The sequence below is a fragment of the Sinorhizobium sp. 8-89 genome, assembly GCF_030124325.1.
Taxonomy (GTDB): domain Bacteria; phylum Pseudomonadota; class Alphaproteobacteria; order Rhizobiales; family Rhizobiaceae; genus Sinorhizobium.
The window spans coordinates 1-25,135 of sequence record NZ_JASKLR010000041.1 but is presented as its reverse complement, the minus strand read 5'-3'; the positions used below and the strand labels follow the sequence as shown (position 1 = coordinate 25,135).

At 58.8% G+C, this 25,135-nt stretch carries 20 protein-coding genes and 4 pseudogenes; 11 read left to right on the top strand and 13 right to left on the bottom strand.

The genetic code is table 11. From position 1 onward, the window contains the following. On the bottom strand, positions 1-885 hold an 885-nt coding region (locus tag QN219_RS31905), incomplete at its 3' end, for a PAS domain S-box protein (protein WP_284004430.1). A gap of 424 nt (positions 886-1,309) precedes the next feature. On the opposite strand from QN219_RS31905, the pseudogene QN219_RS31900 reads away from it, so the two are divergent. The 3 genes and pseudogenes from QN219_RS31900 to panD all read left to right on the top strand — a co-directional run. Further along, a pseudogene (locus QN219_RS31900) lies at positions 1,310-1,437 on the top strand (transcriptional regulator); the annotation flags it as partial. A gap of 223 nt (positions 1,438-1,660) precedes the next feature. Further along, on the top strand, positions 1,661-2,278 hold the full coding sequence (locus QN219_RS31895; RefSeq protein WP_284004428.1) for a hypothetical protein: 618 nt from the start codon (positions 1,661-1,663) through the stop codon (positions 2,276-2,278). Between the two features lie 234 nt (positions 2,279-2,512). Next, the gene (gene panD, locus QN219_RS31890) at positions 2,513-2,965 is read left to right on the top strand and encodes an aspartate 1-decarboxylase (protein ID WP_284004427.1); all 453 of its coding nucleotides are present in this window, start codon (positions 2,513-2,515) and stop codon (positions 2,963-2,965) included. A 301-nt stretch (positions 2,966-3,266) separates the two neighbouring features. On the opposite strand, the gene QN219_RS31885 is transcribed toward panD, so the two are convergent. Then, the gene (locus tag QN219_RS31885; RefSeq protein WP_284004426.1) at positions 3,267-3,704 is read right to left on the bottom strand and encodes a helix-turn-helix transcriptional regulator; all 438 of its coding nucleotides are present in this window, start codon (positions 3,702-3,704) and stop codon (positions 3,267-3,269) included. Between QN219_RS31885 and QN219_RS31880 the strand changes: the two genes are divergently transcribed. Next, complete coding sequence (locus QN219_RS31880) at positions 3,648-5,426, top strand: hypothetical protein (protein WP_284004425.1); 1,779 nt, start codon at positions 3,648-3,650, stop codon at positions 5,424-5,426. The two genes, QN219_RS31885 and QN219_RS31880, sit on opposite strands and share 57 nt — an antisense overlap. A gap of 44 nt (positions 5,427-5,470) precedes the next feature. Here QN219_RS31880 and QN219_RS31875 read toward each other — a convergent pair whose 3' ends face one another. The 5 genes from QN219_RS31875 to ltrA all read right to left on the bottom strand — a co-directional run bounded on the left by QN219_RS31875 (position 5,471) and on the right by ltrA (position 8,279). Continuing rightward, positions 5,471-5,764 carry a hypothetical protein gene (locus tag QN219_RS31875; RefSeq protein ID WP_284004424.1) on the bottom strand — a complete coding sequence of 98 codons (294 nt, stop codon included), beginning with the start codon at positions 5,762-5,764 and terminating at the stop codon, positions 5,471-5,473. A 61-nt stretch (positions 5,765-5,825) separates the two neighbouring features. After that, the gene (locus QN219_RS31870) at positions 5,826-6,026 is read right to left on the bottom strand and encodes a hypothetical protein (protein WP_284004423.1); all 201 of its coding nucleotides are present in this window, start codon (positions 6,024-6,026) and stop codon (positions 5,826-5,828) included. Then, positions 6,023-6,283, bottom strand: a complete 261-nt coding sequence (locus tag QN219_RS31865) for a hypothetical protein (RefSeq protein ID WP_284004422.1) — start codon at positions 6,281-6,283, stop codon at positions 6,023-6,025. The genes QN219_RS31870 and QN219_RS31865 overlap by 4 nt, the downstream gene beginning before the upstream one ends. Positions 6,284-6,365: 82 nt before the next feature. Beyond that, positions 6,366-6,563, bottom strand: coding sequence for a hypothetical protein (locus QN219_RS31860; protein ID WP_284004421.1), 198 nt, complete (start codon positions 6,561-6,563; stop codon positions 6,366-6,368). 612 nt (positions 6,564-7,175) lie between these two features. Next, positions 7,176-8,279, bottom strand: a complete 1,104-nt coding sequence (gene ltrA / locus QN219_RS31855) for a group II intron reverse transcriptase/maturase (protein ID WP_405052306.1) — start codon at positions 8,277-8,279, stop codon at positions 7,176-7,178. Between the two features lie 380 nt (positions 8,280-8,659). On the opposite strand from ltrA, the pseudogene QN219_RS31850 reads away from it, so the two are divergent. From QN219_RS31850 to QN219_RS31840, 3 genes and pseudogenes are all read left to right on the top strand, one after another. Then, positions 8,660-8,854: pseudogene (locus tag QN219_RS31850) on the top strand (helix-turn-helix domain-containing protein); the annotation flags it as partial. Positions 8,855-8,866: 12 nt separating this feature from the next. Next, positions 8,867-9,154: a hypothetical protein gene (locus QN219_RS31845; RefSeq protein WP_284004431.1), complete on the top strand. Its 288-nt coding sequence runs from the start codon at positions 8,867-8,869 to the stop codon at positions 9,152-9,154. After that, positions 9,141-9,332: a hypothetical protein gene (locus QN219_RS31840; RefSeq protein ID WP_284004420.1), complete on the top strand. Its 192-nt coding sequence runs from the start codon at positions 9,141-9,143 to the stop codon at positions 9,330-9,332. Before QN219_RS31845 ends, QN219_RS31840 begins: the two co-directional genes overlap by 14 nt. Positions 9,333-9,682: 350 nt before the next feature. Here QN219_RS31840 and QN219_RS31835 read toward each other — a convergent pair whose 3' ends face one another. Beyond that, a complete protein-coding gene (locus QN219_RS31835) occupies positions 9,683-15,004 on the bottom strand; it encodes a type I polyketide synthase (protein WP_284004419.1) in 5,322 nt (1,773 codons plus the stop codon). Positions 15,005-15,093: 89 nt separating this feature from the next. Beyond that, positions 15,094-17,031: an amino acid adenylation domain-containing protein gene (locus QN219_RS31830; RefSeq protein ID WP_284004418.1), complete on the bottom strand. Its 1,938-nt coding sequence runs from the start codon at positions 17,029-17,031 to the stop codon at positions 15,094-15,096. 561 nt (positions 17,032-17,592) lie between these two features. Here QN219_RS31830 and QN219_RS31825 point away from each other — a divergent pair. From QN219_RS31825 to QN219_RS34435, 4 genes and pseudogenes are all read left to right on the top strand, one after another. Next, positions 17,593-17,979: pseudogene (locus tag QN219_RS31825) on the top strand (transposase); the annotation flags it as partial. Positions 17,980-18,118: 139 nt separating this feature from the next. After that, positions 18,119-20,128, top strand: a complete 2,010-nt coding sequence (locus QN219_RS31820; RefSeq protein ID WP_284004417.1) for a hydantoinase/oxoprolinase family protein — start codon at positions 18,119-18,121, stop codon at positions 20,126-20,128. Then, positions 20,128-21,876 (top strand): hydantoinase B/oxoprolinase family protein, encoded by a 1,749-nt coding sequence (locus QN219_RS31815; RefSeq protein ID WP_284004416.1) that lies wholly within the window; start codon positions 20,128-20,130, stop codon positions 21,874-21,876. Before QN219_RS31820 ends, QN219_RS31815 begins: the two co-directional genes overlap by 1 nt. Positions 21,877-21,980: 104 nt before the next feature. Then, positions 21,981-22,100 (top strand): hypothetical protein, encoded by a 120-nt coding sequence (locus QN219_RS34435; protein ID WP_405052305.1) that lies wholly within the window; start codon positions 21,981-21,983, stop codon positions 22,098-22,100. 470 nt (positions 22,101-22,570) lie between these two features. Here QN219_RS34435 and QN219_RS34430 read toward each other — a convergent pair whose 3' ends face one another. From QN219_RS34430 to QN219_RS34415, 4 genes and pseudogenes are all read right to left on the bottom strand, one after another. Beyond that, positions 22,571-23,716, bottom strand: coding sequence for a GntR family transcriptional regulator (locus tag QN219_RS34430; RefSeq protein WP_405052304.1), 1,146 nt, complete (start codon positions 23,714-23,716; stop codon positions 22,571-22,573). Between the two features lie 13 nt (positions 23,717-23,729). After that, positions 23,730-23,888 (bottom strand): annotated as a pseudogene (locus tag QN219_RS34425) (transposase); the annotation flags it as partial. A gap of 244 nt (positions 23,889-24,132) precedes the next feature. Further along, a complete protein-coding gene (locus QN219_RS34420) occupies positions 24,133-24,291 on the bottom strand; it encodes a transposase (RefSeq protein ID WP_405052303.1) in 159 nt (52 codons plus the stop codon). A 343-nt stretch (positions 24,292-24,634) separates the two neighbouring features. Next, a complete protein-coding gene (locus tag QN219_RS34415) occupies positions 24,635-24,844 on the bottom strand; it encodes a hypothetical protein (protein WP_405052302.1) in 210 nt (69 codons plus the stop codon). Positions 24,845-25,135 lie beyond the last annotated feature (291 nt).

Here is a 25,135-nt window from a genome sequence, read left to right as displayed (position 1 = left end):
GCTGTGGTAGGTGGCGGCGCCGCTTGCATCAGTCACCCAGATCATCACCGGCGCATCGTCGGCGATGGCCCTGAAACGCGCCTCGCTCTCCTTGACGGCTTCCAACGCTCTGCGGCGATCATCGACATTTTCGACGATCCCGTACCAACGAACAATCGCACCGTCTTGCGCCTTTCGCGCAGCTGCACGACTGCGGAACCAACGATAGCATCCCTCTGCGGTTGCCAGGCGGAACTCGACGTCGAGCGGCTCCCCCGTTGAGAGCGATCTCGACCACAGCCGCTGCACCTCATCGAGGTCATCGGGGTGTATCGCTCCCGCCCTCTTCAGCGCATCGGCGGCTTCGAAGCCGGTGATGTCTTTCCACCGCGGGCCGACCTCGAGAATCTCCCCGGACGGATTTGCCGTCCACGGGACCTGAGGATGCAGCTCGATCAATGACCGATAATGCTCTTCGCTGATGCGGAGCTCCGTCTCTGCCTTGCGACAGGCAGTCACGTCCAGGATCGTCGCGACGATGAGCCTCTCCTTCGCGCCGCTGCTGGCGAGTTCAGCACGTCGTTTCTGGGTCGCAAGGCTCCTGACCGCTCCGTCTGATAGGGTGATGTCTTCCTCGAAAGTGAGCTCAGCGCCCGTTCTGAGCACATGCTTGTCGATCTCGCGAATACGATCGGCTTCTGCTGCCGATAGAATATCGTAATCCGTGCGGCCAATCAGATCGCTGCGCGCTCTGCCGACAAGGGCACAGGCGGCACTGTTCAAAAAGCGGAAGCGAGACAGCTCGTCCTTGATGATGATCGGCTGGGGGACGGCATCGAGAATGACTTCGAGCTCGTGATCAAACCCGGTGAATTGCTCCGGCGACTTGAGACGCGTTTTTTCCATGCGCTTCGAACGACCCATTTTTGAAGAAATGCTGGCGACGGCGGCTCTGTGGAATTCGGAGCGGAACTCAGCCGTCCCTAAAGCGAAAGCGCATATTTCCGCCTTGTCAACACTCTGCGGTAGCAATCGTGAACAAGATATGAAGCGAGTGTGCTCTTTGGAAACGACGCTCTGACAATGGCGGCGAACCCAAGCTCCATCACCGGATAATTTCGCGCCGGGCACCTGAAGATCAACAATGCGAAAAAGTCGGAGTTTGACGATCGTGTTGAATCTGGTGTTCACTGGACTGAGGAAGACGCTCATAAGAGGGAACATAATGATGGCGGACGAGAGTAATGCGGGACCCATGACTCGGCTCCAGAGGCGGTCACTGAGGTGAAAGTGGCAACGGCTAAGAGGCCGAAATCCAGGCCGAGAGTCCGTTCCGGCCGGCGACGAGTTGGCAGATCTTGTCCAGCTCGAAGAGGAAAACCAGAGGCTCCGCAAGCTTCTGGCGGAAAAGCTACGCGCGGAAAATACCGAACTGCCAAGAGGCTCGGCCTGGATTGAGACATTGTGCCGGGGCCAGTATGTTCATCGTGAGCTCGCCTCACCATCCGTCCGCTGAGCGGCATCACGTGAGTGCTCCCTCTCCGAACGAAGGCGCTTCGCCATGAGGTTGGCACCTGGCGCGAGCAGTTGCAGCGCGCTGGGAGGAGCTGTATCTACCGCGAGCAGAACGTAATTGCGCCGATCGGCGTTGTTTTTCAAGGTTGCTTGGGATCGAGAGTGGATGAGAACACCAGAACGGAGATTCGTTGTTGAATTCAAGTCGGGGCGACGACAGCAAAAGGCGCGGGCGAACTCAATCTGGGGAGACACAGACTTCAAGGCTTTGGCCCGCGAAGTGGAAGAGAAGGTGCCGCATCTGTTCAGTTCAAATGAGGCACCTGGAGTACCTGGCTCAGCCGAAACCGCGCCTGCTGATCCGACAAAAGCAGGTTCTGCCAGCGAGCACGCCGACGATGTCGACATTGCACGAGGAGCGACACCGTTGACCGACGGGGTAGAGGCTGAAATGCCGAAGCAGCATGAGGTCGAAGGTCCCGCTGCGATCGAAGTTGCTGCGCAAGTTGAGGAGAGCCAGCCAATATCGCAGCCTCTAACAACACCAAGAGCAATTCCTCGAAAGCGCACCAAGCGTGCCCCCGCCCGGGCGGCTGCGCGAAACTTGAACGTTGGTCACGCGGATCGAAACGCACAGACCGGGGCTGTCAAGGATCCGATCTCGCTTGACGAGCTTGACGCCCTTGACGCAGACAACAAGCGGCTGAAGAGGCTGTTGGCTGAACAGCTTTTTGCCCAGAATGCGCAGCTCAAGAAGATGCTCGCGCGATTTGACATCTCCTAGCGGGACCGCATCATCGAAAAGCCAACGCGTTGCGGCGAGGAAGCCCCGCCGACGGTCTGAGAGCGCCAGCGCTTTCACTGGCTTGGCAGCTTTGAAGGATGGTCCCGCATCGTTCGTGCGCTCAGCGGAATTGGTTCGCTCCGGGTTCGCGAGCCAATCTTTATGCCGATAGAACCCCTTCCAGTCCGGCGAGCTTTTCGCTAATGAAGCGGCGATTAAATTTCGGTGAGAGAAATGAGAAAGCTGGTAGCAGGCAAACTGCATGGCATCTACTTGACCGAGGCAAACCTCAACTATCATGGGTCAATCACGCTGGACCCTGATCATTGCGAGGAAGCCGGCATCCTGCCGATGGAGTTTGTCGAGATCTGGAACAAGAATTCCGGCGCTCGGATCTCGACCTACGTCATCCTTGGTGAACGCGGCTCGAGGTGCTGCATCCTCAACGGCGCCGCGGCGCGCACCTGTCAGCCCGGTGACCAGATCATCATCTGCAACTCCGTCTATCTCGACGAAAGCCGGATCACTTTGTTGAAGCCGAAGGTGCTCACGTTCGACGAGAACAATAACATTCGCGACAGGCTGAGCTACTCGGTCAGCGTTGATCCGGACGGCAGATACACGTTCGACATCCTCGATCAGGCAAATTCTGCTCTACCCATTCCACTGATGGTTTCTGGGGCATAGCAAGCTTACGGCGCGCGAAAGTTGCTTATTCTGAAGGGACTTACAGCCCAATCACGTCGGCAGCAGGGACGAACGTGTCGCGAACCTCCACCGGTCCGATGAGCGCGACCATGATGGTGAAGATTGCGGCACAAGCCCTCGAACGAAAGTGCCATACACCGCCTGATCTATGGGGCCACCGGCGGAGCTCCGCTTTCGGTACAACATCGCTCCTGTTCAAGCGATGTTGTGCCTAAGCAGGGTCGGCTCTTGTTTGGGGCAGCACCCCTTCCATCCGGGGCGCTGCAGTCGGTTCATTCATTCAGAGACAAAGCCGATCCTGTTCGGCCATCGCTTTCACAAGTCCGATTGTTCGGCTTCGCACCCTTTCGTCGGTGATGCGGGAGAAGGCGCGGACGAGGGCCAGGCACTCACTGCTCGACATGAACTCCATGATTTCTGGCTGGAGCTTTGCTTTAACGATGCTGTCCCCGCCTTCGGCGGCTCCGCCGGGCATATCTTCGAAGAAGTAGGCAACCGGCACGTCCAGCGCGTCTGCAATCTGCTGGAGCCGGCTCGCACCGACGCGGTTGGTGCCCTTTTCGTATTTTTGCACCTGTTGAAATGTCACCCCGATGGCCTCGGCCAGCGCCATCTGTGTGATCTCCAGCAAGGCCCGCCGCATCCGAATGCGAAGGCCGACTTGAATATCGACCGGCTCGGGCTTTCCCCTTGTTTTCTCAGGGCTAGGTTTTGGCATGCAATTCTCCACGTGAATTTATTGCGTAAAGCCCCTCCCGCTGCCTATAGCGGTTTCGTTAGCACTGTCTTAACATCGACGGTGGTCCCTTCCGCGCCGCGTTTTGTTCATTATTCACAGGATAACGATGGCGCACCCTCGAAGCTCGGCGACTACTTCTGGTATTCGTTAGGCATGCTCGGGACGCACCACTACAAGCTCAAAATCTACAAGGGTCGTTACCGTACTTGGCTCGAGCGCGCCAACGATCTCGATTGCCTCACTCTCATATGGGCGGTACAGGCTCTCCAGTCCAGCCATGAGAAATTCGCGCGGAAGTTCATCACCTACCCGAAAGAGGCCGTCACCGAAAAGATGATCGGCGAGTTTGCCATTTACAAGTGGGAGCTGGAAACCATCGTCACCTCACTACTGACGACGCCGAAGGATCGCCCACGCCTTGGCAAGTATCGCTACACAAACCTGACGCAGTTCTCCTCCTTGTCATCGCTGGTGCACTACCTCCGCGACATCGAGAACATCGAATATGCGAAGACCGGTACCGCCGACAACATCTGGGAAGAGATGTACCGCATCGGTCAGCGGCAGTTTTCATGGCAGCGCGGCTATAACTGCGAGCAGCTTTACCGGTACGCCTACGTCTACGGTCAGGGGGAATGCGCCGAATTCTTCGAGGAGCAGAATGGCCTTTCGGTTTCCATCTTCCTGTGGCTCAGCCTAGCGCTTTTCGCGCTCACGATGGAAAAGCCCTGGATCATCGCCCCGGATGTATCTATCCTTAAAATGGGCCAAGACAATATGGAGAAGACGCTTGCTCTCCATAGCATCGAGCTGACCGACGCCAGGTCGAAGGCGAAAGCGTTGATCGACGATGCCGTCACAAAGCTTCGCGCTCCCCTTCGCACCGCCTATATGCCGAGCCTCCTGCGGCAGCGATCGATGCTCAAGAACACTGGCCGCGTGACAACCTATTGCGCACCGTTGCCGCCGCTGGTCATGAACAGGGCGACCGCTGGACTGTATTACGACATCAAGCAAGGGCCAGACCGCCTGCTTACCGAGGCAAACACCCGCTTCGAGGAGTATATCCGCAAGCTGGTCGAGGCCTACCACCCGCGCTTCGCGGCGTTGAAGGGCGAGCCCTACGGATCGAGCAAGGCTACTGAGGTTGACCCTCCCGACTGCCTCGTCAAAGACGGCGAGGAAATCACCATCGCCGTCGAGTGCAAGGCGACCAAGCTGACCTTTGAGGGGCAGTTCGCCGAAAACCCGACTATCGCCGCCAAGCAAGGATTAGAGCAACTTGCGAAGGGCATCTTTCAGCTATGGCGCTTCTTCTCTCACGTCCGACGCGGCATCTACACAACGCACACCGTGTCGCCCACCGCCCATGGCATCGTTCTCACAATGGACAGCTGGATGCAGATGGCTACCAAGCTGCGCGAGGGTGCGCTGGAGCGGGCAAAGGAGCTGGCTGCCGCCGATCCAGAGATTAAGGATGAGGATCGGCGCATGGTCGTGTTCGCGTCTGTCCAGGAGTTGAATGATACCTTCGCCCAGACCGAAACAGATAATTTCATGACTGTGCTCGGCCATGCCGTTTCGGAGAAATATCGTGGCTATGGTCTGCCGAAACTCGCCCGCGAGTGCGGCGTGCAGCTAGTGCGCAAGGGCTTCCCGCTTAACGTCGCGGAAATCCTCCCCTGGTGGGAGCAGATTTAAGACCCGGACGAGCGGCCATTTCTCTACGCGGGCGACCGGGCAACTTAGATCGTCGAACATTCAACCAGATGGCGGCCGACCTCTGTTCCGATTGCGAAGGCGATGACGGCAAAGACAATTCGCGCACTCCATTCGATGTTCCATTCTCCCATCAGGGCGATACCCCCCGCCAAGGCTGCGAGATAGGCGCAAATCGTCTGCACTGAGAAAGTGGCCAGGCTGTCGAACGAGAAGACAATTGAGGCGGAATCGCCAATGCAAAATCCCGAGCCTGCTCCGAGCAGCATACGTTCAGTGTCGGACAGGGTGTGATTTCGAACGCTCATATCCAGCCCCAAATTGTTTCAAGCCACGCGATCGCACCGCCCTGCCTGCTGGGTGGGCGGCGATTCGCGGACCTCAATGCTTGCTGTCGGACAGCGGAATGCCCCTGAGCTGAGCGAAAATTCGAAACCAGAATTCGTGGTCACCCTCTCGCCGATCGAGGTAGGCTTCAAGGGCGCAGTATGCCACCGCCGTTGTGGCATTAACGCCGTAAAGCTCTACAGCAGCGGCAATCGCGCTGTCTGCATCGAAATTGCCTGCGAAGACGCTTTTCACGCGGCTACTCCTCCATTCGCTTCCTGACCCATGAACCGGATACCCTCGTTCGTCCAGGAAATGGATGTCCTGCTACCTCCAAGGGAGCCTCCAAGGATAGCAGGAGAGGTGATCTCGACGAGGCGGTGGTCAAGCAACACCCGGAGCCTGCGCCAGGGAAGATCGATTTCCTCGCCCCGTGCAATCAGTGCCATGTCCTCTTGAGCCTGCTGAACCGCGCCACTCGTGAGTGGCGGTAACTCCGAAAATACGGTCATCCGTGCGTCTCCCTTCTGACGCTCGAAATGGTGGTGCATTCAACCAGCGATTTCAAGAGCTGGCAGTCGGGCCACGGCTTTCTCACTTCGCCTTGTTGTCGTTGTCGGCCCTAGCGTTGAAATCGCACTGGTAGCTCACCTCGACCTTCGCGAGGAGATGAAGCGAGACTGCGACCGAGATCCTCAACCGGCCCTTATGGAACAGTTTGGCGACTTGCCGATTGAGATAGAGACGAAGGCGGCGGCCGGTTTTCTGGCAGAAGGTTACGAGCGCTTTCATGGGGTGATCCTCCTTAGTGGTTGTGCGTAATCGCGAAGCGCGAATACGACAGGACCCGCCGAGTGCACCGCGTAGCGGTCGCAACGGAGCGAAGCGGAGAGGAGAACCCTTTAGGATTGCACGCAAAGGCGGGGCATGACGTACCGTGCGCAGCATTAGATTGCCAACCGCCACTAGGGAGATGCGGGCAAGCGCGGCCTTCGTATCTTCGGCCGCCGCCTTCGTCGTCAACCGGCAAGCCGCCATCCGGCCACCAGGCCGGATCCCGGTCGCGGTCTCGCTGCAGCGGGGGCGGGCAGGGCACCAGTTTTCGACGGCCGACGACGACAACAAGGCGAAGTGCGCCGGCCCGCTCGATGCGGGCTTGGAACGGCCGGGCGCTTTGAAGTCGGGTCAAAAAGCGCTATATTTCTCTCCGGAGTGGGGACGAGCCTTGCGCCCGCTCCCGTTTCGTAGAGCCAGAATTGGACTCGGATCCGCACTTGCCAGGTGGTCCGGGTCCTTTTCACGTCCAGGGCGATGCTAAGTGGTAGAAACCATTCGCGGTAGGGACGCCCATCGCTGGGCGCCCCCCGCACAGATCCGTACGAGCGGAACTCCCGCATACGGCTCCTACCTTGGGTGTTTGACGTCGAATCGTTCTCGCGGCCACGGATGACGAATTTTGGGTTGCGGCAGCCACTCGTCAGCTATTTTCGCCATGCGCTCCCAGTTCAATCGATGCCGTTGGCTGCGCCTGTAAAGTACGCGCATCCAGAGCCGTGTTAACTGGTAACGGAACGCGCCGAGCGACCGAAAGTTGGTCGGGACGGCGTGGTAGGTGAAGTAGCCGGCCAGCACCTGCTTCAACCATTTCCCTTGTTCGGGAATGGGTTGATGCATGCGAGACCGCAGCTGTCCCTTGATCTCCTTGAGCTTCGCGGTCCTGCGGTCACGTCGGCTTTTGCGAAGTATTTGGAACCGGCCATGCCGGGTTCTCCCGCAGATATGGGTGAAGCCAAGAAAGTCAAACGTCTCCGGTTTGCCAAGACCCTTTTGCTTGCGATCCTGCGCCGCAATACGACCAAACTGAATCAGCCGTGTCTTGTCCGGATGAAGCTGCAACGCGAACTCTTGCAACCGCGCTCGCATCATGTCGAGGAAGCGCCGCCCGTCGGACTCCTTTTGGAACCCCACCACGATATCATCCGCATAGCGGATAATGATCATGTCGCCGGTCGCCTCGCGTCGTCTCCAACGCTCGGCCCAGAGATTGAAGACATAGTGCAGGTAGATATTGGCAAGGAGCGGCGATATTACCGATCCTTGTCCAGTCCCATATTCACTTGTTGTCGTGACTCCGTCTTCCAGGATACCCGCGCTGAGCCATTTGCGGATCAGGCGGATGATGCGTCTGTCACCGATGCGATACTCTAGAAAACGGATAAGCCATGCTTGGCTCACCTCATCAAAGAACGATCGAATATCCGCATCCAGAATGAAGCCCACTTTCCTTCTTTCGATGCCAACGAAGAGCGCGTCCAGCGCGTCGTGCTGTCCGCGTTCTGGTCGAAAGCCGTAGCTGAACCCGAGGAATTCCTCCTCATATATCTGGTTCAGCACCGCCGCTGTGGCCCTTTGGACGATCTTGTCTTCGAGGGCTGCGACAGCTAGCGGGCGCTGCCGCCCATCTGGCTTTGGAATAAAGACCCGACGGGATGGCTTTGCACGGTGCATGACAAGAAGGGCTAGCGACTTGCCACGACCAACTCTCGATTGTCGTTGCCGGTTGGCAATATGCTGATTTCACCGCAAGCTGTAAACGGCTTTCAGAAGCAATTTGATGCGGTCACGACGTGAAGGCCGCGAGGCGGCTCTTGCGCAACCGATCGTTACCCTATTGGGCGAAGAACGCTTTTTTGCGGACTTCGTGCCGAAGGCATAGAGCGGGGTCGCGTCAGCGATGCGCCAAACTGATACCACCCAAGACGTTTAAGGGTTCCAAGAACACAACCACTCCCATTAAAGTGGTCTGCATCATCAACAACCACCGGTAGGATGAATGGCAGGACCGTCGCTGGAGCAATGGATTTCGGATCTCGGATTGCAACAAGTCAATGATCCGGACGTTGACAAACCAGTGTATCGGCTACCACCCCGGACAGTCGAATTACACTCAGCGCCGCGCTGGAATCTCCGCCCGTATCCGGGAAGCCCGCGAGAGGCGAAATCTCTCCCGGTCGAAACTGGCGCCCCTGCTTGGTCTCAGCGAAGCGGTTTACGCCCGCTACGAAACACGTGTTTCCCGCCTGACGGTAGGCCGCATGATCCATCTCTGCGGGGTGCTCGGGGCAAGTCCGGAAGAGCTTCTAGCGCCGGCAGCTCACTATCTGTGGGGCGAAAACCAAACCAAATTGGATCTGCTCCTGGCCTGCATCGACAAGCTGCGAGCCTTCGACGACGAAACCTTGCAGGACGTTTTCAGCTTGCTCAATCGGCTAGGTAAAACCGGCAAGAGCGGCCGCAGCGGCGGTGGCGCGGCGTCAGCCGCGCCATTGCTCGCCCGGGCCGCTGATCGTTTGAAGAGGGTGAATGGACATGGCGAAACGTGAATCTGGGCGCCTTATGTTGGAGAGCGAGATCCCCGCTTTTGTCGACGCGGTGATCGAGACCGGCTGCGACATCTGCGCGATCGGCCAAGACTCCTACGCTCTCGGCGACCTCGAGGAAATAGACGCCGCGACCGACGAGCTCGCCCACATCGATGAAGTTGCCTGTGCTGACTCTTAACCCCGAAAAGAAGCAGAAGGGGCAAGCCAACGACGCGGACGTTCTTGTTGGCCGTCGAGTTCGTATGCGCGCGTCTGGCTGGACATGACTCAGGTTGCTCTCGGATCATCGATCGGCGTGTCAATGCTCTCAAATGTAAACCTTAGTACTTATCAAGACTTGCGTTTCCTGTTTGTGAATTGATCCCCTTAATGTCGGTTAGCGTGAAACCAACGCTATGCACCAGGTTGCGACCACTCTGGCAAGTTCTTCTGACCAAAATTTTGCACCGCTGCCGCTAATTCGATGTTTCGCATGCCACCGCAGGCAGGACGGGGTCGACTGGTGGCACTGACTGGAGCGTGGTCAGGTCATCGCCGCAGCTCGCCATCTGCGGCCAACCGCTGGACGACGGGCTCGAGGTCTTCGATCGCGATGCTCGTAAGGAGTTCTAATTGGCGTTCCATGAAAAAGTGGTCGCCGGCGCAAAAATGAGCCTTGAACTGCTTCGTGGTATGCTCTTTCCAGCCGATAATGTGGTCGCCCGTAACATAGGGGTCGATGCGGCCGCCTATCGCAGTGATTGGAGCGTCGAGCGGAGGATGGGAACCGTAGCGACAGGCGTTGTTGATCTCGTAATCCGCTTGTATAATCGGAAGCATCATTGCGCGCATTTCGGGATCTTCAAACAGCGCCTTGTTGTTGGCGAAATTTACCTCCTTTAGCATCTCGACGAACTCGCTCTCGTTGAGTTCGTGTTCGGCCTTGCCGCTCTCGTGAAACTGCTGGACATCGGTAGCGAACTGGTCGTCATTGTAGTTCTGTGGCGAGCGACCACCGGCCACGAAGAAGTATTCCGGCTCCAGTCCGTGATCGCGGCGCACCCGCTGGGCAACTTCGAAGGCCTGGACAGCGCCTAAGCAAAACCCGAAGAACGCGAACGGTTTGTCCTTAAGGAAGGGCAGCATCTCCGGCACGATGCCGTCGACCATGTCCTCCATCCGTGCCCAGTAGCCCTCTGCCAGGCGCGCGCTGCGGCCTGGCATCTGCAGGATGCCAAGCTCGATGTGATCCGGCATCTTGTCGATCCAGCGCTGGAATACGAGCGGCCCGCCGCCGGCATACGGAAAGCCGATAAGGCGGATCGGCGCGTCGGGCTTCGGGCGCGGAATGATCACCGCGCTCTTGTCGTAGCCCTGGGCGCTGTCGACCACGACCGGCGCGGTCGGTACCGCCTCGCCATCCCCGAGAGCGGCGGTTACTTGCGTCTCAGTATCGGCCGCCATCTCCGCGATTGAGGCACCCATCACGAGCTTCTGAAGCGAAACCTTGATGCCGGTCTTGGCGAGTTCGTTGCGGAACTCAATTGTAGCCAAGGAGTCGAAGCCCATCTGGTTGAGCGATGCGTCCATCGGCAGGCTGTCCGGATCGGCGATGCCGAGCACACGGGCGACTTCTCCGCGCAGGAAGCTTTCTATCGCGTGACCGCGTTCGCTTGGCGCGACCGAGCCGAAGAGCCGCGCAAGTGGATCTGTCGCCTCCTCGTCATTGGCCGCCTGCGGATTCTTGTGCGCATTCGACAGAGACGTGAGCCAAGCGGGCGTCTCCCCGTACTGCTTCTTGGCGAAACGTCCCCACAGGATCGGTGCTGCGGTGAGCGTTCCAGTTGAGGCGAACAGGCCCTCCAGCCGCTCGAGCGCCTCCCGATTGCGGATCGCGAGCAGGCCGAAATCGGTCAGGCGCTTGCGCAGGCACTCGTCGAGTCCGGATGCCATGCCGGTTTCCGCCCAGGGACCCCATTCGATGCTGACACCTGGCAGACCCTCGGCGTTGCGGCTCTCGACAATGCGGTTCATGGCGGCATTGGCCGCCACGTAAGCCGCTTGGCCCTTCATACCGAGAAGCGCGCTAACCGAGGAGAAGCAGACGAAGAAGTCGGGTGAGAAGCGACGGCTCGCATCGTCGAGGACGAGCGTACCCTGGAGTTTGGCCCGGAGTGCGCGTTCGAGTTCGCTCGCGTCCTCGATAGATCCGAACGTGGCGTCCTGAACGATGCCGGCGGTGTGGATGATCCCGCCGAGTTGATGGCCCGCCTCCGAGAGATCGCCCAGGATTCGCTCGACCCCGACCTGGTCAGCGATGTCAACCGCATGCGCCGCGATCTCAGCGCCGGAACGGCGCAGGGCTTCGAGCCGTTCCTGTTTGGCGCCGTCCGCGACGTCCCTGTTGAGAATCACGAGGCGGCGCGCACCACGATCGATCAGCCATTCGCCCATTAGTGATCCGAGAGCGCCAAGCCCGCCGGTGACGAGATAGGTCTTCTGCGGATCGACCGCGCAATCCGGACCGACATCGACGCTTTCGCTGAGACGCAGGACGTACCGTTCCTCGCCGCGCACGGCATAGGCGGTCTCCGACCCAGAGCCCCCGACGAGAATGCCGATCGCGACCGCGATCTCCGCGTCGCTCGGATCCGCGCCGAGATCGATGTCCCCCCCCCACAGATCGGGTTGTTCGCAGGCGAGCACCATTGCCATGCCATGCAGTGAGGCGCTGACCAGTGAGGCTTGACGAGCGGCGTCCGGAATTGGTGTGTCTGTTTGCGGCAGGGCACGGCCGGCCTGGCCGACGACCCAAATCTTCGCCTTCGCCAGATTGCCATGCTTGGTGGCTGCCTGAACCGCCTGGACAAACTGCATGAGGGCAGCGGCGTGGCTGTGCGCCGCCTCGCCGATCTGTCCACTTGACGCGCCTTCCGAGCCCTCAGGGGTTACGATGATTCCCGCGACATACGCGTCGAGCACACCGCCAGGGAGACCTGTTTCGACCTTCGAGAGAACGACCGCTGTCTGTCTGGCTCCTTCCCGCTTCGCTTCGATCGCCTGAGCCAAACGTCCGGCGAGACCGAGGGGATTGCCGACAATAATCCAGAGGGCCTTGTCTTTCGGCAGTTGCGGCGCCGACTGCTTTTCCACGTGCCATTCGCGGCGACAGTGCCATGCCAGCCGGTTACTCGGTTTCGTGTCGATCCAGTGATGCTGACGCTCGAAGGGATAGAGCGGAAGATCGACGAGCCGGCGTTCATTATCCGGTAGATCGGTGAGCGTATCGATCGTAAGGCCGGCGAGGAAAAGGCGGCCTGCCGTCTCGGCGAGAACCTCTTCGTCATTGCGGGTGCGATACAGGCTCGAGACGAATTGCGAAGGCGTGGCAATGCCATCTAGGGCCGCCTGCGCCATCGGAGTGAGGACCGGGTGCGGTCCGATTTCGAGGAAGAGATTCGCCCCTATTTCTTGCGCCGTCATCATGCCCCGATGGAACAGGACGGGCTGGCGAACATGGTCGGTCCAGTAGCGCGCATCAGCGACTTCCTCGCCGGCGACCTTACCCGTCATCGCACTGATCAGTCGGCCGTCGGGCTTGGAAAAATCGAGTTTGCTCGCGAATGCCTCGAACTGTTCAAGGATCGGATCCATGAGATGGGAATGAAAGGCGTGCGAGACCTTCAACTGCGTCGTGCGGACGCCTTTTTCCTTGGCGAGCTTGATCAGCGTTTCAAGTGCGTCCGTCTCGCCCGCGACCACCGTACTGACTGGTCCGTTCTCGGCCGCGATGGCGAGCTCGACTTCGGCGTCCCGGATCATCTGATGGGCTGTGCCCGGATCAGCCGTCAGAACGACCATGCCGCCATTGCGCGGAAGCCCACTCATCAGTTCGCCGCGCTTGGTGATCAGCTGCAGCCCGTCCTCGAGTGAGAACACGCCGGCGAGATGGGCCGCGACGTATTCTCCGAAGCTGTGGCCCATGACGATCTCTGGGACGAAGCCCCTAGCCTCGAGAACTCGGGCGAGTGCGAGTTCGATTGCGAACAGGGTGGGCTGGGTATATTCGGTATCATGAACGAAATGGGCGAGCGACGCGTCACCGTAAAGGATGTCGCCCAATCGGTGTTTGCGAAGCCGTGCGACCACCGCGTCACAGGCATCGAAGGTTTCGCGGAAGATCGGATCACTCTCGTAGAGTCCGCGCCCCATAGCTTCGCCCTGGCCGCCCTGGCCGGTGAACAGTGCGGCGGGAACCACGTGTTTGGAGACATCGACACGGGCATAATCGCTTGCGCGAAGACTCTCGGCCAACTCCCTAGTTGTCCGACCGGTCGCGAAACTCCGATACTCAAAAGCGCGGCGGGCGGTGTTCGCAGTGAAGCAAATGGCGTCGCGCTCGTTGGGCTGTGCGGTATCGAGTCGCAAGGCAAAACTCTTGGCCATAGCGCGCAGGGCCTGTGGCGTGCGTGCCGAAATGTTCAGCGTACGAGGGACGTCCGGGTGGTGTGGCGCATCGTTCGGCTGAGATGAACCGCCCGTCTCGCTGGGTGCTTCTTCCAAAATGACATGGGCATTCGTTCCGCCCACGCCGAACGAACTGATGCCCGCGCGCCGCGGACCCCTGGACGTCCAGGGCACAGCGCTCGCCGGCACGGCAAAGGGAAGGCGATCGAAGTCGATCTCCGGATTGGGCGTCTTGAAATTGACCGCCGGCGGCAAGGTTCGCGACTTCAGTGCCATGACCGTCTTGATTACACCCGCGACGCCGGAAGCGGCGATCGTATGGCCGATATTGGCCTTCACCGAACCAAGGGTAATCGGCGCGACACCCGCCGGCAAACCGGCGAAGACTTCGCTAAGGGCTTCGATCTCGATCGGATCACCCAGTTTCGTGCCCGTTCCGTGCGTCTCCATGTAGGAGATCGTTTCCGGCGCGAGCGAGCTGTTCATGAGTGCTCTTGCGACAACGCTTGATTGGCCCTCGATGCTCGGCGCCGAGAAGCTGATCTTGTCGTTTCCGTCATTGTTGATCGCCGATCCGCGAATAACAGCGTGAATCGTGTCACCCTCGGCAAGTGCATCATCGAGACGTCGAAGCGCAAGCACGCCGACACCACTCGAAAACACTGTGCCGCTGGCCTCGGCATCGAACGGACGGCAGTGCCCGTCGCGGGACAAGATCATGCCCTCTTGATAGCGATAGCCAGCACCGTCGGGAATGATTGCCGTGACACCGCCCGCCAGCGCGAGGTCGCATTCCCCGTTATGGAGACCGCTGCAGGCCAGATGTAGACTTACGAGTGAGGTCGAACAAGCTGTTTGGACGTTGATGGCGGGGCCGATGAGATTGAGGCGATGGGCCGCCCGAGTCGCTAGGTAATCCTTATCGTTTCCCAGCATGGTCTGGAAGCCGGACATGGTGTCGAGCATGCCTTCCTTGCTGAAATCGTGCGAGCCGGCTATGCTCCTGGCAAAATAACTGTTCGGGCCGGAGCCGGCATAGATGCCCGTTGTCATCTCGCTCGAACGGACGGCGTAGCCAGCATCTTCGATGGCGTGCCAAATGCTTTCCAGGAATAGTCGGTGCTGCGGATCGAGAAGAGCCGCCTCACGAGGCATGATGCCGAAGAAGTCAGCGTCGAAGTAGCTGAGGCCCGTAAGCGGGGCGCCGTGGCGGATATAATCTTCCGCTTCCCACTCCTCGGGCTCGACGCCCGCGCCGGCGAGTTCAACATCCGACAACTGACGAACGCTCTCGCGTCCGGCAATAATGTTTTCCCAGAACGCCTTGGGCGTATCAGCATCGGGAAACCGGCAGGCCATGCCAATAATTGCGATGGGGGTAGCTCTGTGAATGGGGCCGTTCATTTTCACCTCGTCGCTGCTCCGGTTATCTGATCTCTGGCTTCCGGAGCGCCTTAGTCTGGTCTGCTGGAGCGGGTCATCGGTGCGCAGGATCAGCGCGGAGAAGCGCGTCTTTTGGTCGACATACGCCGGGTTGCGAGACCAGCCAACGTCGTGTTCGATGCATCGCCCTTCGCCGATCTTCGCGATAAAAAGTCTGCAAGCCCCCTCGGCGAAGGATGCCGGAACATCAAGATCGCTGGCATGTTAATCCCGAACTGGCGGCGAAGGCGGCGTTGAAGCTCCGGGATCATGATCGAACGCGCGCCGAAATCGAACACGTTATCCGAATCCGCGAGCGAGGGATTGTCCAGAAGCTCCCGCCAGTGGGAGGTAATCGCGCCGCAGAGATCACCGCCCTTCGCCGATCCGATCGTATTGGCACTGGCAGCCTTGTCGACAGGCGGTGGCGAGGTCTTGACCTTTTCGGCACACAGCTTTTCGGCGATTGATTTGCGGTCGACCTTGCCACTCGCCGTTTTGGGCATCGCGCCGATGATCTGGACACGGTCCGGCGCCATGTAGCCAGGGAGCATCTTACGGACATGCGCGCGAACTGCTGTCTCGAGACCGGCGGGTGGCGCCCAATCTTTTCTCGTTAGGCAGGCGATCAGCCGTCCCGTTCCATTTGCATCACGCTCGAAAACCACGGCGACTTCGGCCACGTCCGGATGATCAGCTATAACGCTCTCAATTTCCCCAAGTTCAACCCTATGGCCGTCGATCTTGATTTGGTGGTCACGGCGACCACAGAAGAAAAAACAACCACTTTCATCTGACGTCGCAAAGTCGCCGGTCCGATACAATCTCGTTGGCGCGCCATTAATATCGATAGTCACGAACCGTTCCTCTGTTCGCTCCTCATCCTGGAAATAACCCTGCGCGAGACAAACGCCACCGACATAGAGCTCTCCCACCTCTCGTGACCTCACTGGTCGCGCATCTTCATCTAAAATAAAGAGTTCGACATTCGGCAGAACCCGACCGATAGGCGGTAACCTAGGCCATTCAGCTGGATTGCTATCAAGTCCGTGACAGGTGACGACGTGTGTCTCAGAGGGACCGTACTGATTAAAGAGCCGACACTGAGGGAGCTCGCTGAAAAATTCTCGCAAAGCGGAAGAGACGACGAGCTGTTCGCCGGCGGTGTGGATCTCCCGTAGACTGTGGGGAAACACATTGCGCTCCACACAACTCGACGCCAATTGTTGGAGGGCAACAAATGGCAGGAACAATCGTTCCACCCGGGCACGCTGTATCTCGTCTGAAAGCAAATCGGGGTCGATCCGCTGTTCATTCGTTAGAATGACGATACGGCCACCTGAGCAGAGGGTCGAGAAGATCTCCTGAAACGATACATCAAACGAAATGGGGGCGAACTGAGCCGTTGCCGCATTGTCTGACAGGGTCGAAAGTTCGACCTGCCAGTCCACGAGGTTTTGAAGCGCTGCTCCTCGCATCTCGACTGCCTTCGGTTTGCCAGTCGAACCCGAGGTAAAGATAACGTAGCCACTGGACTTCGGCGACAGCGCCACATCTCGGTTCGACGATCCACCGTCGGCTGCGCGCACTCCAACTTTCTCGACGAACACTGGCGAGCACGACGAGACATCCTCGAGAATCGCCGAGTAGACGGCCGAAGAACTGAGAAGCACGCTCGGGTCCACTTGCGCAAGCATCTCGCGAATGCGACTCTCTGGAAGATTTGGTTCCACAGGAACGTAGGGAACACCTAGGATTTGACAGCCGAGGATCGCCGCGATCCGGTCGACGCCGATGGGAAGATGAATTGCGACGCGGTCCAAACCCGCTTCACGTCCAGCTTTTAGGGCGCAAGCTATCTCACAGGCTCGCCGCCACAAATCCATGTAGTTTATCGCTTCTGTTCCGAAAATGACAGCCGGACGACAAGGAAATTCGGATGCACACCAAAGCACGGACGATGCGATAGTCCGCTCTGAAGGACCTGCGGCCTCGTTTAAACTCTGCATGATTTCTCTCAGAATTCCATGAAATTGTTAAATAGCGTTTTTTTACTTTATCTGTGGTAGTTACACAGTCAATCCATTTACAAAAACTTTAAATATTCTTAATATTTTGGCCGAAGAGTGCGGGGTCGCCAGATACAGTAGTCGATCCCTGGGCAGCTCGCTGCCGGTTCCGGAGGCATGAGGAAGACGCATTTCGTATTGTCGCCGCCCCGCAACCGCTAGATGAACCCTGTCGATCGGTTGGCCGCGCCTGTCCATGGATGCCGGCATCCTTCTGAGTAGGCCCTGAAGGCGAAGCTCGGGAACTTGCTCCGCTGGTCGGTTTTTAGATGTTCGGCTTGTCGTAGCAATCGCCTCCTTGTGGGCGGCAACGCGGAAGTTGCTATCTATGGTACTGGACACCCGCCAGGCCGGCACTCTGCGGATGAATGAGCCCATGAGGACCACGACGTAGCGGAAGCCGCGCCGTCCGGGGAGTAATACCAGAGGCGCTGATTTCTGACTCACCCCCAAATTCCTCATGCGGTCCTATGATTCCTTGTGTGCGGAGGAGATTCGCCCATGGGATCATCGGTTCCGTTGCGGACGGACTATTCGGTCTCGGAACTTCGGCGCTTGGCGCGGTCTTCGCAGGACGCGCGACAGATCAGCCGCTCGCTGGCGGCGGTGCTTGACGGCATGAGCCGAGCCGATGCTGCCAAAATTGGCAGGACGGACCGCCAAAACTTGCGTGACTCGGTGCACCGCTTCAACGAAACCGGGCCGGAAGGGCTCAAGGACCTTGGTCATGACCCCGAGCCGCGGCTTTCATCCAAGCAACTTTCGGAGTTGCCCGAGATTGTCGAAACCGGTCCCGACGACGGGGTGGCGCGCTGGCGGCGCGTCGATCTGCAGAAGGTCATTAAGGAGCGCTTCGCGGTCGACTATAGCGAGCGCTATGGGTCGACCCGTGGCGGGCATTCCAAGAAACTGTAGCGCACCACACATAACCTAAACCGATATCTTGATCACCATCAAAAAAAGGTAGACAGCCGCGCGAAATATGGGAAAAATCTTTGATCAACGATCAAGGTGGGGGGGGAGGCCGATGTGGAAAGTTGGAATTGACGTGGGAGGAACGTTTACCGATCTTTTCGCCGTCAACACTGCGACAGGAGAGGAGCGGACCGGCAAGGTCCTTACAACGCCGGAAGAGCGTTCTATGGGTGTGCTCGACGCGATCGCAAACGCAGAACTCAAGCCGAGCGAAATCTCCCTGCTCGTTCACGGAACAACCACGGCTACCAACGCTCTGATCGAGCGCAGTTTTCCCGACGCTGCGATGATCACCACCGAAGGATTTCGCGATGTCCTGGAAATTGGCCGGATGCACCGAGAACATCTTTATAGGCCTTACCAAACGAAGCCGGCTCCGCTGATCCGAAGGCGCTACCGTTATACGATTGACGAGCGAACCAACTCAAAAGGCACCATTGAAAAGGGTATCGACGCCGCACAGCTCAAGCCGATCATCGACTCCATCGCGGATGCGGGCATCGGTTCGGTGGTCGTCTGCCTCATCAACTCGTATGTCAATCCTGCAAATGAACGTAAGGTTGCGCAAATCCTGACGGATGCGCTTCCAAATATTCGAGTGACGACTTCCGCTGACGTAAAGCCGGTTTTCCGCGAACATACGCGTTTCACACTCGCATCGGTCCGCGCGACCATTCTCCCGGTGATGGCCAACTACTTCGAACGGCTACAGGTCCGGCTTCATGAGGCAGGCTTCTCGGGTAATCTCATGATCCTTAAGAGCAACGGGGGCATGATGGGGGTCGAGCAGGCTCGCATTCGCGTCGAAGAGCTTGTCGAATCGGGCCCCGCCGGTGGCGTCGGATATGCGCTGGAGATCGCTCGTACGGCAGGTTGCCCGAATATTATTCATACCGACATGGGCGGCACTAGCTTCGACGCCTCGATCATCGAAGACGGACAGGGCCTGATCACGCGAGAGTACGAGATCGATTTCGACATACCTGTGGCAGTCCCCATGCTAGATATCCGATCCATCGGCGCCGGCGGCGGTTCCATAGGATGGATCGACAGCGGTGGATCGCTCCGCGTCGGCCCTATGTCGGCAGGATCGCTGCCAGGACCCGCATGTTATCGTCGCGGGGGCACGAGACCGACAATCACTGACGCGAATCTGGTACTCGGCCGCATCAGCCCGAACCTGACCGGTAAGTTTGATCTTGATATTCACGCGGCCCGGGCGGCCATCGAAACAATTGCGACCAAGCTTGACCTCACAATCGAGCAATGCGCCGAAGGCATGATCCGAATCGCCACCGAGGCAATGGCGCAGGCGGTGAAGCTCGTGTTGGCGGCCCGCAGTCGCGACCCGCGTGAATACGCGTTTGCAAGCTTCGGCGGCGCTGGTCCGTTGCATGCATGTGCAGTCGCGGAAGCGCTTGGTACGCCTACCGTCATAGTGCCGCGCTATTCAGGCGTGGCTTCCGCCTACGGTGCGCTCCGTCTCGCGATCAAACATGACGAGGAAGTCTTCCACTACGCGCCGCTTACGGTCGAGGAGCTCGACCGTATCGGTGCGCGACTGAAAACGCTGGGTGCCACTGCGGCGGATGCGCTGGTCGAGCAGGGCGCCAAGCTTAACGAGATACGCATCAGTTTCGTGATGCGGATGCGTTACGCCGGACAAACTTTCGAGGTCGACGTCATTCAGGATCGCTCCTCGATCGACAATCGTAATATTGAACAAATGGCGTTGGCGTTCCACGAAGCTCATAAGCGGGAATTCGGTGTTAGATCCGACGATTTCCCCATCGAAATTGTGGCCTTGGCGGTCACGGCCGAGGCGCCTTCGCCTGCTGGATCTCTCTTAACCGAGCAGACTACGCACACGGCTTTGGCGCGGCAGACGGACCGCAAGGTTTGGTTCGGCGGATGGAGTGACGCGCTCGTGTATGACGCGGCCGGTGCTCAGTTCGTAAACGGTCCGGCCCTCATCGAAGACCCGCACACCAGCATCGTCATTCCTCCGGGGTGGGGCGCTCGGTTCGACCGCGCTCGAAACTGCATCCTGGAGAGGGCATGATGGCTAACCCAATCGATCCGATCACCTTCGAAGTTCTGCGCAATACATTTGAGCACGTTTGCCGTCGAATGACGGTGATCCTGCAGAAATCATCGTTCTCGCCGATCCTGTCTGAGAATCTGGACTTCTCGAATGCGATCTACGACCCGATGCTCCGCTTGGTCGGGCAGACGGCAAATTGCCCTGTGCACCTCGCCGCGATGCACTTCAGCGTACAGGCCGTAGCGAAGAAATTCGGCATTGAGACCTTGCGTCCCGGTGACGTGGTGATCCTCAACGATCCTTATGACGGTGGCACGCACATCAATGACGTGACGCTCACAATGCCTGTCTTCGACGAGGACGCTCTTATCGGTTTCGCGGTGAGTCGTGGTCACTGGATGGACCTTGGGGGCGGCGGTCCCGGCGGTCAGGGCTTCGGCACGCACGTCGCAGGCGAAGGACTGCGCCTGCCGCCTCTGAAGCTGTACCGCGACTACAAGGTCGATCAAGACCTGCTCGAAATCCTTCTGTGTAACACCCGTACTCCCCACTACGTGAAGGGTGACCTGCAAGCTCACATGGGTGCCTTGCTAGCCGCCGAGGACGAGCTACGTGCGACCGCCCGGAAATACGGTCGGGCGACTCTGCTCCAGGGTATGGACGACATGATCGGCTACACGGAACGGATCGTCCGGACACAGATCGAGCGCATTCCGAACGGCGTATACGAAGGAGCCGATTACGCTGACTCCGACGGGATTACGGATCGAAAGGTGTGGGTTCGCGTGAAACTCACAGTCTCCGGCTCAAACCTGCACGTCGATTTCGAGGGTAGCGATCCTCAGGTCGCGGGAGCGATCAATTCTCCGTTCGCGAACACGACTGCCGCTGTCTACACTGCTCTGCAGTTCTTTTTGGCCCCCGATGCTCCGCCAAACGCGGGCATGTTCGCTCCGATATCCCTGAGCTTGCCCGACGATTGCTGGCTCAACGCTCGTTGGCCGGCTCCCGTAGTTGGTTGTACGACAGTGACGTCCGGCAAGGTTCAAAGCGCGATCTGGCAGGCGGTCGCCAAGGCGATTCCTGACGCGGCTATCGCTCCAACGTGTGCTGACGCCAACTGGTTCGTGGCTGCCGTACGCAGTGCCGGAAACCGAATTGACGTTTTCTCCGACATCCCCGCTGGCGGGTGGGGAGGAACCCCCTACAATGATGGGCTGAACGTCACGCTCGACCCTCTTGGCAACTGCACCAATATGCCGGCGGAGGCGGCCGAGCTCCTGTTTCCGGCAAGGGTCGAAGCCTTTGACCTCCGCCAGGATTCGGGTGGTCCGGGAGAAAACCGAGGCGGTTTGGGGGCACGCTATAAGTTTCGCTTCCTAAACGGCGGGGAGCTCTCGATCGAGACCTCCCGCACCATCGAGGGCAGCCCAGGCGTCAACGGCGGCGGCATGAGCCCCGTCCAGTTGCTGGTCCAGGAGCATGAGGACGGCCGACGCGAGATTATCGGCGGACCTCGATCCGATGGCACGTGGCGAAGCCCACTGCTGTCATCGCACAAGTTCGGCCCTAGCGACGCGTTCGAATTCCTGTCGACGGGTGGCGGAGGTTGGGGTTTTCCCCACGCTCGCGACCCGGAGAGAGTCCGCGAGGACGTCATCGACGGGTACATCTCGCTGGATGCGGCACGCCGAGACTACGGGGTAGTCCTCAATCCCGAGACTTTCGAAATCGCTCACGACCAAACCTTGAAGCTGAGAAGCTAAGCATGAAACAATGAGATCCTTATCACCTGCGCCATCACTGGCACCGGGCCAGGTCAAAGAAGAATTCGAACGTTCCGGTCACGCCAGCGCAGACCGCCGACAACGTGCTCGCGGTCGCTGAAGCCGACGGAGCTATCGACCACGTGTACGTCCGCGATCCGGAAATCACCGAGGAATGTCGCGACTTCAAGTTCTACGCGGAGGTCCCGGAGCGGGTTTCGTGATCGCAACCGCCATCATTTTGAATATGACCGCAGGCATGGGCGGCGATCTGATAGTCGGTTCCGATGACCCGCCCCAATCCCAGACAAGCACCGATCTGGTGAACCAAAAGCCGCGCCTCCTCCATGTCGAAGCGTTTCGGCCGATATCTGTGGCTCTTACGAAGGAATCGCCGTTTACATCTACACCCCGGAGCAGGTCCGCGATGGCGCGCAGACGATCCGCGAACGCGGAGTAAGCCTCAACTTAATCTCGACTTTGTCCTGAAGCTGATAGGAGAAGGTGCGTTTGCCGGACCCGCGATGATTCAGTTCTGTCTTGGCGTGAGTTACGGAGTACCCGCGACCACCACAGCGATGAAGGCGCTGGCCGATGCAGTCCGGGGTCCAGTCACCCGCACACAGGTCTCCTAGCGCTGCGACGGGCAAGGGATACAAGTTTCTTGCCACTTCGAGGCACGATTCCGCGTTTTCTAGGCAATGCCCCGATTTTCCGCGCGATCCTTCAGGTCGGACTTGTTAAGAATCGCAAAAATCTGCTCATGCGCTTCCATGATGTTGCGCTCGAGGGCGTCGGCGGCAGCCACGCCGTTGCCCTTCTCCAACTGGTCGATGATTTCGCGATGATTTTGGTGGCCCGAAACAACTTTTGTTTCCTTTCGCCTGAGGCCGAGGACCGGGCCCGCCTGTAGCCAATGCGCCTCGATCGTGTTCATCAAGACCTTGTTTTGAGAGAGATTGTAAACGGCAAAATGAAACAGTTGATTCAGCTTCAGATACTTTTTGACGTCAGCGTTCTTCTCCAGATTGAGCAGATCCATTTTGTCGTTGATTTCCCTGATATAGTTCAGGCTCTTCCCAGCAGATTTCTTCGCTCCCCAGACTATGGCCTGCCGTTCATTCAGAAGGCGCACTTCCAGAAGATCGCGGAGGCCTTCAGCAGTGATCATTGGCACGCGCGCGGACTGACGCGGCGCCCGTTCGAGTATGTCGATGCCGCTGAGCCGGTTGAGCGACTCGCGGATCGGCATGTGGCTGGTGCCGAATGCGGCAGCCAGTTCGTTGAGACGCATCGGCTGCCCGGGCCAAAATTCCCCGGACATCAATGCGTTCTTCAGTTCGGCATAGACATGCTCAATCGTCGAACTCGGGGAAGTCTTGAATGAGGGTATTTCGTACTTCGAGCTTTTTGACATTTGGCATGATCTCCAAAAACCGGGGATGACCCCGGGGTGCTTCATAAGCGGATAGCTAATGGCGTCTGACCTGAAGTTCCAGGGTATGAGAGCTCTGATTTCAGATGCGGGCCAGCCTTGAGCGATGCGGGTCAAAGTCTGCGAGAGCCAGTCGAGCGGATCGACGCCATTCATTTTGCCGGTGCAACCACGCGGCCACCGTTCGACGATGTTGGAGTCGATGTCGATGCGACCGTTCGTCAGAAAGCGTTCCAGCGCCTCCGCCGGGGTGAGCGCGTAGCGGATCGCCTCGGCGGTTTTGGATTTTCCCGAGACCTTGGCCAGTTCCTTTTCCCAGAGCTCGAAGAGGCTGGGCGACGGTGGCCGAGGATTTCTCTTGGCGTCGGGCCGCGCGGCTGTCGGCATCCTTACCGCGAACTTCATCCTCGATGCGCCAGAGCTCGATCATTCCAGTACAGTGTCTTGGCGGCCTGCGAACTCCGCTGATGTGCAGGTCATGAAACTTGCGCCGTAGATGTGCCCAACATCCTGCAAGCTGGACCGTTTCGTTGCTGCCGGTTTTCGCCCGCGTCTTGGCGAGATTGCTAGAGGTCAACTAGCCATCACTTGCAGGATGCCGGTGAATCCGGAGAGGTGACGCGTCACGCAATCCGCACCTCTGCCGTCTTCAAGACGATAGGCCACCATCGGCGGACTGGTTCCGCAATTGGGGCGGTCGTCGTGTGAGTGGGCAGGGTCGTCTCTTCGGCAAAGATCCTTTCGCCCTCCTTGACCCTCTACAGGATATTATCGGCCAGCATCTGCAGTTCGAAGCCCAGATGCCCCATTCCATTGGGCCATCAGCGATCGGCTGATCTCGACGCCATCACGCAAATAGTCGCTTCCTGCCGATAAAGAGGAAGACCATCGGCGTATTTGGAAACTGTGATATAGGCGGCCAGCCGTTCCGTCGGCAGGCCGCCTTCGATGATGTGTGCCGGCGCCAGGGCCTGGACCACGCCGTCGCTGCTTGGGGCGACGCGTCACGATAACCCTGAACTTCAGCGGCACGACGTCCAGCCACCCGGAGCAGTCCTCTCCGATCTAACCTTTGCCAGCGCCTCGCACCCGGCCGGGATCTCCGGTTCGATGACCTCCTCGATGCGCCCGAGATGGGCGGCAAAGCCCTTGCGCGGACGCGGCGCTCGATTCGGCTGTCTTTGGCCGCGCGGTCGAGTTCGCTACGAATTGCCGGTCGGCCGGTTTCGTCCTCTTCGAAGGCAAATGAGACCTGATCGTCATTGACCCCGAGACGGAACCGCTCAGAGCGCTTGTCATTTTGCAAAACCTTCATGATCAAGGTCAGGTGGCAATCCGCTCGTTGGCGCTCTTCTCAACCGCTTCCAACCGCGCGATCTCAGCCACGGCCACCTTGAGCCGGACCTCCTTCGCAGCCTGTTCGCGCGCCAACGCGAGAACCATCGCTTTCAGCGCATCAACGTCCGGCAGCTCGCTAAGCGGCAAATCCATGCGGGCGAATAGAGCACAAGAACAGCCGCTTTCCCAATTCATCTTGCCGCAGTCCTCTTCAGCCCGTCAGCGACGGCCGCCTGACCTTGGTTGGCCGGATCTTCTTCCAATCCAGACCGGCCAGAAGCGCCATTGATTGCGAATGGTCCAGACGTATTCTGGCGGCCCATATGCCCGGCCAGCAAAAGCTCTGCTCCCGGTTCCGTCCCAATAGAGCGCTTTCAAATAGCCGCCCCAACTACCGACATTCTGCATACGTTTCTCGCTTTTCGACGATTGCCTATCCTTGGCACCCGCTGTTCGGGAAGAAGGTGCAGGTCTCGCCGTTCAGGC